The sequence below is a fragment of the Streptomyces sp. 8L genome (genome assembly GCF_020176795.1).
Classification (GTDB): Bacteria; Actinomycetota; Actinomycetes; order Streptomycetales; family Streptomycetaceae; genus Streptomyces.
In genome coordinates, this window is record NZ_JAIUKE010000483.1 from 1 (window position 1) to 8,931 (window position 8,931).

The 8,931-nt window shown below is 76.0% G+C and carries 10 protein-coding genes; 8 read left to right on the plus strand and 2 right to left on the minus strand.

The genetic code is table 11. From position 1 onward, the window contains the following. The first annotated feature begins 9 nt into the window (after window positions 1-9). Both LCE31_RS31810 and LCE31_RS31815 read left to right on the plus strand, forming a co-directional pair. The gene (locus LCE31_RS31810) at window positions 10-1,089 is read left to right on the plus strand and encodes a FecCD family ABC transporter permease (RefSeq protein WP_225020574.1); all 1,080 of its coding nucleotides are present in this window, start codon (window positions 10-12) and stop codon (window positions 1,087-1,089) included. Window positions 1,090-1,379: 290 nt separating this feature from the next. Continuing rightward, window positions 1,380-2,219: an ABC transporter ATP-binding protein gene (locus LCE31_RS31815; RefSeq protein WP_225020559.1), complete on the plus strand. Its 840-nt coding sequence runs from the start codon at window positions 1,380-1,382 to the stop codon at window positions 2,217-2,219. 57 nt (window positions 2,220-2,276) lie between these two features. Here the strand turns inward: LCE31_RS31815 and LCE31_RS31820 are convergent, their stop codons facing one another. Beyond that, window positions 2,277-2,627: an SCP2 sterol-binding domain-containing protein gene (locus tag LCE31_RS31820; protein ID WP_225020561.1), complete on the minus strand. Its 351-nt coding sequence runs from the start codon at window positions 2,625-2,627 to the stop codon at window positions 2,277-2,279. A 42-nt stretch (window positions 2,628-2,669) separates the two neighbouring features. On the opposite strand from LCE31_RS31820, the gene LCE31_RS31825 reads away from it, so the two are divergent. The 6 genes from LCE31_RS31825 (at window position 2,670) to LCE31_RS31850 (ending at window position 8,414) form a co-directional block, all read left to right on the plus strand. Then, complete coding sequence (locus LCE31_RS31825; protein WP_263632553.1) at window positions 2,670-3,068, plus strand: hypothetical protein; 399 nt, start codon at window positions 2,670-2,672, stop codon at window positions 3,066-3,068. Between the two features lie 7 nt (window positions 3,069-3,075). Next, window positions 3,076-3,891, plus strand: coding sequence for a TlyA family RNA methyltransferase (locus LCE31_RS31830; protein WP_225020562.1), 816 nt, complete (start codon window positions 3,076-3,078; stop codon window positions 3,889-3,891). Continuing rightward, window positions 3,888-4,817 carry an NAD kinase gene (locus tag LCE31_RS31835; RefSeq protein WP_225020564.1) on the plus strand — a complete coding sequence of 310 codons (930 nt, stop codon included), beginning with the start codon at window positions 3,888-3,890 and terminating at the stop codon, window positions 4,815-4,817. The genes LCE31_RS31830 and LCE31_RS31835 overlap by 4 nt, the downstream gene beginning before the upstream one ends. A 47-nt stretch (window positions 4,818-4,864) precedes the next feature. After that, window positions 4,865-6,601: a DNA repair protein RecN gene (recN, locus tag LCE31_RS31840; protein ID WP_225020566.1), complete on the plus strand. Its 1,737-nt coding sequence runs from the start codon at window positions 4,865-4,867 to the stop codon at window positions 6,599-6,601. Window positions 6,602-6,671: 70 nt separating this feature from the next. Beyond that, complete coding sequence (locus LCE31_RS31845; protein WP_225020568.1) at window positions 6,672-7,235, plus strand: hypothetical protein; 564 nt, start codon at window positions 6,672-6,674, stop codon at window positions 7,233-7,235. Between the two features lie 84 nt (window positions 7,236-7,319). Further along, entirely contained in the window at window positions 7,320-8,414 is a 1,095-nt protein-coding gene (locus tag LCE31_RS31850) for a glycosyltransferase family 4 protein (RefSeq protein ID WP_225020570.1), read from the plus strand. Window positions 8,415-8,475: 61 nt separating this feature from the next. On the opposite strand, the gene LCE31_RS31855 is transcribed toward LCE31_RS31850, so the two are convergent. Continuing rightward, the coding region (locus LCE31_RS31855) for a PucR family transcriptional regulator (RefSeq protein WP_225020572.1) at window positions 8,476-8,931 on the minus strand (456 nt) is incomplete at its 5' end.

The following is an 8,931-nucleotide window of genomic DNA, read 5'->3' on the forward strand; positions in this document are numbered from 1 at the left end:
GACGCGCCGGTGCCCGGCGCGTCCCCGCCCGGCCGGAAGCCGCCGCGCGGCCGCAAGGTCCGCACCGTGCGCACCCCGGGCGGCCTGCTGTCGCTGCGGATCGAGAGCCGGCCCGCGCTCGCGCTGCTGCTGCTGACGGTCGCGGCGCTGCTGGCCGCGGTGATCGTCATCGGCAGCGGCGACTACCCGATGTCGCCCGCCACGGTCGTCAGGACCCTGTTCGGCGCCGGCTCTGCCGCGCAGGACTTCATCGTGCGGGACCTCAGGCTGCCGCGCGCCCTCGTCGGGCTGCTCGTCGGAGCCGCCCTCGGCGTCGGCGGCGCCGTCTTCCAGTCCGTCACCCGCAACCCGCTCGGCAGCCCCGACGTCATCGGCTTCGGCCAGGGAGCCTCGGTCGGCGCGCTGAGCGCGATCATCGTCTTCCACGGCGGGGCCGCGGAGACGGCGCTCGGCGCGGTCGTCGGCGGCCTCGTGACCGGCATCGCCATCTACCTGCTGGCGTGGAAGCGGGGCGTGCACGGCTACCGGCTCGTCCTCGTCGGCATCGGCGCCGCCGCGATGCTCACCGCCGTCACCCAGTACCTGATCACCAAGGCCGACATCGTCGACGCGACCCGCGCCGTGCTGTGGATGACGGGCACCCTCGACGGCTCCGACTGGGGCCAGGTGTGGCCGCTGCTCGTCCTGTGCGGCGTTCTCGTTCCGCTGACCCTCGGGCACGGCAGGCAGCTGCGGATGATGGAGATGGGCGACGACGCGGCGTACGCACTCGGCGTACCCGTCCAGCGCACCCGCATCCTTCTGATGGCATGCGCGGTCCTGCTGGTCGCCGGGGCGACGGCCGCCGCGGGCCCCATCACGTTCGTCGCGCTCAGCGCCCCCCAGCTCGCCCGCCGCATCACCCGAGCGCCGGGCCCCAACCTCGCCGCCTCCGCGGCCATGGGGGCGGTGCTGCTGTGCGCGGCGGACCTGGTGGCCACGCACGCCTTCGGCGGCAGCCAGCTTCCCGCGGGTGTCGTCACGGCCGTGGTCGGCGGCGTGTATCTGCTCTGGCTGCTGGTCATGGAGCGCAGGGCGGGGCGGATATGACGCGCCGCCGACGGGCCGACGACCCGGCTCCGACCGCTGCCTCTGCGCCCGACGACCCGGCCCCGACCGCTGCCCCGGCGTCCGGGGACCCGGCTTCGACCGCTGTCCCAGCGTCCGGGGACCCGGCTTCGACCGCTGCCCACGCGTCCGGCGGCCCGGCCGCCCCGTCCACTCCGGCGTCCGGCGCCCCGGCTCCCGCCGCCGCGCCGCCGTCCGCCGGCCCCCAGGCACCCGCCGCCGGTCCCACCGACCGGCAGGTCCACGACCCCGAGCCCTCCAGGAGTACGACGATGCAGCGCCTCACCGCGGAGTCCGTGACCCTCGGCTACGACCGCAGGACCATCTCCCGCGACCTCTCCCTGGAGATCCCCGACAACTCCTTCACGGTCGTCGTGGGCCCCAACGCCTGCGGCAAGTCCACCCTGCTGCGCGCCCTGTCCCGGATGCTCAAGCCGGACACGGGCCGGGTCCTGCTCGACGGGGCGGCGATCCACACCATGCCGGCCAAGAAGGTCGCCAAGACGCTCGGCCTGCTGCCGCAGTCGTCCACGGCGCCCGACGGCATCACCGTCGCCGACCTGGTCGCACGCGGCCGCTACCCGCACCAGGGCCTGCTGCGGCAGTGGTCGCCCGAGGACGAGCGGATCGTGAACGAGTCGATGGCCGCCACGCGGATCTCCGAACTCGCCGAGCGGTACGTCGACGAGCTGTCCGGCGGGCAGCGCCAGCGCGTGTGGATCGCCATGGCGCTCGCCCAGCAGACGCCGCTGCTGCTGCTGGACGAGCCCACCACGTTCCTCGACATCCAGCACCAGATCGATGTCCTCGACCTGTGCGCGGAACTGCACGAGACCCAGGGCCGTACGCTCGTGGCCGTTCTCCACGACCTCAACCACGCCGCCCGCTACGCGACCCACCTGGTGGCGATGCGCGGCGGGAGCGTGGTGGCCGAGGGCCCGCCCGCGGAGGTCGTCACGGCGCCGCTCGTGGAGAAGGTCTTCGGACTGCGCTGCCAGGTCATCGAGGACCCGGAGACCGGCACGCCCCTGGTGGTGCCGGCCGGACGGCGGGCCCGTGCCGTGGCGGAGCGGGAGCCGCAGCGGGCCGGGGCCGGTTCCCCGCAGGGGTGACCCGGCGGGGACGGGCGGACCGCCGAAGCCGCCGCCCGGCCGGGCGGCGCGGGACCGCTACAGCAGCGACCGCAGGCGCAGCAGGTCGCGCAGGCCCGCCTCGAACCTGATCCGCCCCGACCCCCAGGCCACGGCGAAGTCCAGCTGCCCGTCCACGAGTGCCACCAGGTCGTCGCTTGTCATCGCGAGCCGGATCTGCGCGCGCCCGCCGGGCGGCCCCTGGCGCACGGCGTCGTCGACGTCGATCGTGCCCCCGCGCAGCCGCCCCGTGAACGTGATGCCGAGGTCCGTGACGTGGCAGCTCAGCGAGCGGTCGAGGGCGGCGGCCCCGCGCACGGCGCCGTCCGCGCCCGCGAGGCTCTCCGCGAGCCGGTCGAGCGCGTTCCTGCACTCCCGCGGGGACGCCATCACCACCGACGGTACGCGAGCGGATCGCGGTAGCGTTCCGGCATGAGCGACACGATCCCCAAACACCACCCCGAGGAACCGGTCGGCCCGCGGCGCCCTGCGGCCCCGGAGGACTCGGCGGCCCCGGAGGCGACGGAGATCCCGGAGACCGGGGAGGACTCGGCGGATCAGGGGGAGGACTCCGGAGCCTCCGGGAAACCGGATGCCGCCGGGCAGCGGCGGGCCGCCCCGGAACCGGCGGCGCCCGCTCCGCTCGGCGTGGAGCGCGCCCCGACCGGCGACGCCGGGGTGGACGCGGGCCTCGCCCGCCTCGGCGATGTCGACCACCTCGCCACCGACGGGCATATCGAGGTGTACGAGGATGTTCACCAGGCACTGCGTGAGGCGCTCACCGCGCTCGACGCCCGCCCGGCAACCCCCGCGCACGACCACAGGAGCTGAGACCCACGTGGCAGGACTGGCACGCCGACGCCTCGACGCCGAACTGGTGCGCCGTGAGCTGGCGCGCTCGCGCGAGCACGCGTCCCAGCTGATCGCCGCGGGCCGCGTCACCGTGGGCGGCATGACCGCGACGAAGCCGGCCACCCAGGTCGAGACGAGCGCCGCGGTCGTCGTCACCGAGGACGCGTCCGACCCCGGCTACGCCTCGCGGGGCGGCCACAAACTGGCCGGCGCGCTCGACGCGTTCCGCCCGCTCGGCCTCGCCGTGGAGGGCCGCCGCGCGCTCGACGCGGGAGCCTCGACCGGAGGATTCACCGACGTCCTGCTGCGCGCCGGGGCCGCGCACGTGATCGCCGTCGACGTCGGGTACGGACAGCTCGTGTGGGCACTCCAGAACGACGATCGGGTGACGGTCAAGGACCGCACGAACGTGCGGGAGATGACGCTGGACACGCTCGACGGCACACCCGTCGACCTCGTCGTCGGCGACCTCTCCTTCATCCCCCTCGGCCTGGTCCTGCCCGCCCTCGTGGCCTGCTCGGCGCCCGGCGCCGACCTGGTGCTGATGGTGAAGCCGCAGTTCGAGGTCGGCAAGGAGCGCCTCGGCAGCGGCGGTGTGGTACGCGACCCGGCGCTGCGCGCCGAGGCGGTGACCGGCGTCGCGCGGCGCGCGGCCGCCCTCGGCCTCGGTGTCCGGGGCGTCACGGCGAGCCCCCTGCCGGGACCGTCCGGCAATGTCGAGTACTTCCTGTGGCTGCGGGCGGACGCGCCCCCGCTCGACCCGGCAGATGTGGAACGCGCGGTTTCGGAGGGACCCAAGTGACGGCTGGAGCAGAGGGCCGGGCGACGGGGCCCGACCGTACGGTGTTCCTGCTGGCGCACACCGGCAGAGCCGCCGCCGTGCGCAGCGCCGAACTCGTCGTCAACGCGCTGGTGGCCAACGGCCTCGGCGTCCGCGTGCTGCGGGCGGAGGTCGGCGACCTGCCGCCGCTGCCCGCGTCCGTGGAGACCGTCGAGGACGCGACGCCCGAGGTCCTCGAAGGCTGCGAGCTGCTGATCGTCCTGGGCGGCGACGGCACGCTGCTGCGGGGCGCGGCCTTCGCGCGCGCCTCGGGCGTGCCCATGCTCGGCGTCAACCTCGGGCGCGTCGGCTTCCTCGCCGAGGCGGAGCGCGACGACCTCGCACGCGTCGTGGAGCGGGTCGTCAGCCGCTCCTACGACGTCGAGGAGCGGATGACGATCGACGTCGTCGTGCACACCAACGGCGACATAGTGCACACGGACTGGGCGCTCAACGAGGCCGCCGTACAGAAGGTGTCGCCCGAGCGCATGCTGGAGGTCGTCCTGGAGATCGACGGCCGGCCGGTCACCGGCTTCGGCTGCGACGGCATCGTCTGCGCGACCCCGACCGGTTCGACCGCGTACGCGTTCTCCGCGGGCGGGCCCGTCGTCTGGCCGGACGTCGAGGCGCTGCTCATGGTGCCGATCAGCGCCCACGCGCTGTTCGCGAAGCCGCTGGTCACCTCGCCGACCACCGTCCTCGCCGTGGAGGTGCAGGCCGACGGGCCGCACGGGGTCCTGTGGTGCGACGGCCGCAGGACCGTCGAGCTGCCGGCCGGCGCGCGCGTCGAGGTGCGGCGCGGCGCCGTGCCCGTACGGCTGGCGCGGCTGCACCACGCGTCGTTCACGGACCGGCTGGTCGCGAAATTCGCACTCCCGGTCTCAGGGTGGCGCGGCGCGCCGGGCTGACGGGGCCCCCGTGACGTGGCGGTCGCGGCCCCGCACCTCGTATGGTCATGACCGTGTTGGAGGAAATGCGGATACGGTCGCTCGGTGTCATCGACGACGCCGTGGTCGAGCTGTCGCCCGGCTTCACGGCGGTGACGGGCGAGACCGGCGCCGGCAAGACCATGGTCGTCACCAGCCTCGCGCTGCTGCTCGGCGGGCGGGCCGACCCCGGGCTCGTACGGATCGGGGCCAAGGCCGCCGTCGTGGAGGGCAGGCTCAGGCCCTCGCCCGGCGCGCCCGCGGTGGTGCGCGCCGAGGAGGCGGGCGCGGAACTCGACGATGGCGCGCTGCTCATCAGCAGAACCGTCTCGGCCGAGGGGCGCTCGCGCGCCCACCTCGGCGGCAGATCCGTGCCGGTGGGCCTGCTCGCCGAGCTCGCGGACGACCTCGTCGCCGTGCACGGCCAGACCGACCAGCAGGGGCTGCTGCGCCCGGCCAGGCAGCGCGGCGCCCTCGACCGGTACGCGGGCGACGCGGTGTCCGTGCCGCGCGAGAAGTACCTCGCCGCGTACCGGCGGCTGCGGGACGTCGCCACCGAACTCGGTGAACTGACCACGCGGGCACGCGAGCGGGCCCAGGAGGCCGACCTGCTGCGGTTCGGCCTCGGCGAGATCGCGGCCGTGGAGCCCGTCGCGGGCGAGGACGCGGAACTCGCGGCGGAGGCCGAGCGGCTCGGCAACGCGGAGGCGCTCGCGTCCGCCGCCTCCGTCGCGCACGCCGCGCTCGCGGGCGTGCCGGAGGACCCGGAGGCCGTCGACGCCACCACGCTCGTCGGCGCGGCGGGCCGGGCGCTCGACGCGGTGCGCGCGCACGACCCCGTCCTCGGCGCCCTCGCGGAACGGATGGGCGAGATCTCCATCCTGCTCACGGACGTCGCGGGCGAACTCGCCGGATACGCGGACAACCTGGACGCCGACCCGCTGCGGCTGGCCGCGGTCGAGGAGCGGCGCGCCGCGCTGAGCGCGCTGACGCGGAAGTACGGCGAGGACATCGCGGCCGTCCTCGCGTGGGCCCAGGAGAGCGCAGCCCGGCTGACCGAACTCGACGGCGACGACGACCGGATCGGCGAACTGACCGCCGAGCACGACGCGTTGCGCGGCGAACTCGCCGGACTCGCCCAGGCGCTCACCGACGCGCGCGCGGAGGCCGCGGAGCGGTTCGCCGCCGCGGTCACCGAGGAGCTCGCGTCGCTCGCCATGCCGCACGCCCGGGTGTCGTTCGCGATCAGCCAGGTGCCCGCGGACGACGGCATCGAGGTCGGCGGGCGGACAGTCGCGTACGGGCCGCACGGCGCGGACGAGGTCGAGCTGCTGCTCGCCCCGCACCCGGGCGCCCAGCCCCGGCCCATCGCGCGCGGCGCCTCGGGCGGCGAGCTGTCACGGGTGATGCTCGCGGTGGAGGTCGTGTTCGCCGGGTCGGACCCGGTGCCCACCTACCTCTTCGACGAGGTCGACGCGGGCGTCGGCGGCAAGGCGGCCGTGGAGGTCGGCAGGCGCCTCGCCAAGCTCGCCAGGTCCGCGCAGGTCGTGGTGGTCACGCACCTGCCGCAGGTGGCTGCCTTCGCGGACCGGCAGCTGCTGGTGGAGAAGACCGACGACGGGTCCGTGACCCGGTCGGGGGTGACGGTGCTTGAGGGCGAGGACCGGGTGCGGGAGCTGTCCCGGATGCTCGCGGGCCAGTCCGACTCGTCCTCCGCGCGCGCCCACGCGGAGGAACTCCTGGCGTCGGCGCGGGCGGACGCGTAGATCCCCGCCGGGCGGCTCAGGTCCGGGGCCGGAGCCGGTCCGCCGCCCGGGGGTTCGTACAGTGGCGTCCATGGTCGCCAACCCTGTGCCCAGGAGCCTCGCCCTGGGCGTGTCGTACGGGCTCTCCCGGGCGTTCGGACGGGCCCTGCCCGGAGCGCTCGCCGCGGGCGCCGTGGACCCCGCCGCCGGGGTGGCCGTGGCGGGTGCCGCGCTCGCGCCCCGGGTGCCGGGCGCGCTCGTCGCCGGTGCGGTCGTCGCGGGCGTGCTCATGAAGCGGCGGCCCCTGGACCGGGCCCTCGCCGCCGTCGTCATCGTCGGAGCCGCCCACTGCGTACGGCTGGTCGACCGGCGGCCCGGCCAAGCGGTGCTGACCGCCGCCGCGTTCGCCGCCCCCGGCCTGGCGCGGCGGCAGGGCGCGCTCGCCGCCGTGCCGCTCGGCGCCTCCTGCGCCGTGGTGGTGGACGACCTCGCCGAGGAGACCACGCTCGGCGCGAGCGGCGCGTACGCGCTCGGCGCCGCCCTCGGCGCGGCGGTCGTCGCGACCAACGGGCGGCTCGGACTCGCCGCGCACGCCCTGGGAGTGGCGGCCGGAACGGCGTACGGTGAGTGGGCCGCTCCTCACCCGCACGGGTGATCCCGTCGGCCGGGTGGCGGGCCGGCCAGCTGGCATCCTTGAGAGCGATTCCGCATCCGATCTCGAACCCGGGAGTCCGCACAGGTGACACCGCTGCGTACGGTCCAGGTGCTCGGCGGCGGCAGCGCGGGGTCCAGCGCGCACGTCAGGTCCCTCGCGGCCGGACTGGTCGCCCACGGCGTCCGGGTGACGGTGTGCGCGCCCGACGAGGTCGAGCGGGCCTACGAGTTCGAGGAGTGCGGCGCCCGGCACCTGCACGTGCCGCGCCGCGGCGACCCGGTGTCCATGGCCGCGCTGCGCGCCGCGTGCGCGGGCGCCGACGTCGTGCACGCGCACGGGCTGCACGCCGCCGCGCGTACCGCGCTCGCCCTCGGCGGCAGGCCCGTGCCGCTGGTCGTCACCTGGCACACCCGTTCCGTCGAGGACGGCGCGCGCGGGGCGCTGGCCCGGGCGCTGGAGCGAAGGTCCCTGCGGGCGGCCTCCGTTGTGTTCGCGACCTCCTCCGACCTGGTCGACACGGCGCGCTCGCGGGGCGCCCGTGACGTGCGGCTCGCACCGCTGGCCGTGCCGGCCTCCCGGCTGCCGCGGGCGATGGGCCCCGAGAGCAAGGCGCGGGCCGAACTCGGCGCCGTGGAGCGGCCCCTGGTGATGGCGGTCGGCGCTCTCGTGCCGGAGCGCGGCCACGATCTCCTGCTCGACGCCGTCGAGTTGTGGTGCGACCAGGGCCTCGACCCGCTGCCGCTGCTCGTCGTGGCGGGCGAGGGCCGGGAGCGGGCGGCACTGCAGCGCCGCGTCGAACAGGCGGACCTGCCGGTGCTGTTCCTCGGCTGCCGGGACGACGTCGGCGAGCTGCTGGCCGCCGCGGACGTGGCCGTACTGCCCAGCCGCTGGGAGTCGCGCTCCCTGCTCGCCCAGGAGGCCCTGCGCATCGGGGTGCCGCTCGTCGCCACCGCCGTGGGCGGCGTGCCGGAACTGGTGGGCCGCGCCGCGGAGCTCGTACCGTACGGAGATCCCGCGGCGCTCTCCGTGGCGCTGGCGCGGCTGCTCGCGGACCCCGGGCGGCGGTCGGAACTGGCCGCCGCGGGGCGGGTGCAGGCCGCGTCCTGGCCCACCGAGGAGGAGACGGTCGCCCAGGTCCTCAGCGTCTACGACGAGGTGACCCACAGGAGCGGGGTCTAGCGCAGAGGGTGGCCCCGTCTGGAGCGTCGCGCGAGGCGTGCCGCCGTGGCGGCCCCGTCTCTCAGGGCGTGTGGCGGCGGGCCCGCAGGGCCAGGCTCAGCGCCAGCACGGTGTCCGGGTCGTCCAGGTCGCGGCCCAGCAACTCCCCGATGCGGGCGAGCCTGTTGTAGAGAGTCTGCCGGTTCAGATGCAGTTCCCTGGCCGTCTCCGCCTTGCGGCCCGCGTGCGCGAGATACGCCTCCAGGGTCGGCAGCAGCGCGGGCCGCGAAGTGCGGTCGTGGGCCTGGAGCGGGCCGATCGCGCGGTCCACGAAGGCCGCCAGGTCCGGGTGTTCGCGCAGCCGCCACAGCAGCAGGTCGATGTCGAGCCCGCGCGCGTCGTACCAGGGCCGCTCACCCAGGCCGTGCGCGGCGGCGGCCGTCCGGTCCGCGTGCCGCAGGGCCGCGCTCGCCGCCGCGCTGCCGCCCGCCGTGCCGACGACGACCACCGGCGCCTCGGCGCCCGCCCGCTCCAGGCC

What these genes read in the sequence shown, in the direction of transcription:
- LCE31_RS31815 (WP_225020559.1), top strand. Translation starts at nt 1,380, where the DNA reads ATGCAGCGCCTCACCGCGGAGTCCGTGACCCTCGGCTACGACCGCAGG.
- LCE31_RS31820 (WP_225020561.1), bottom strand. Translation starts at nt 2,627, where the DNA reads ATGGCGTCCCCGCGGGAGTGCAGGAACGCGCTCGACCGGCTCGCGGAG.
- LCE31_RS31825 (WP_263632553.1), top strand. Translation starts at nt 2,670, where the DNA reads ATGAGCGACACGATCCCCAAACACCACCCCGAGGAACCGGTCGGCCCG.
- recN (WP_225020566.1), top strand. Translation starts at nt 4,865, where the DNA reads ATGACCGTGTTGGAGGAAATGCGGATACGGTCGCTCGGTGTCATCGAC.
- LCE31_RS31845 (WP_225020568.1), top strand. Translation starts at nt 6,672, where the DNA reads ATGGTCGCCAACCCTGTGCCCAGGAGCCTCGCCCTGGGCGTGTCGTAC.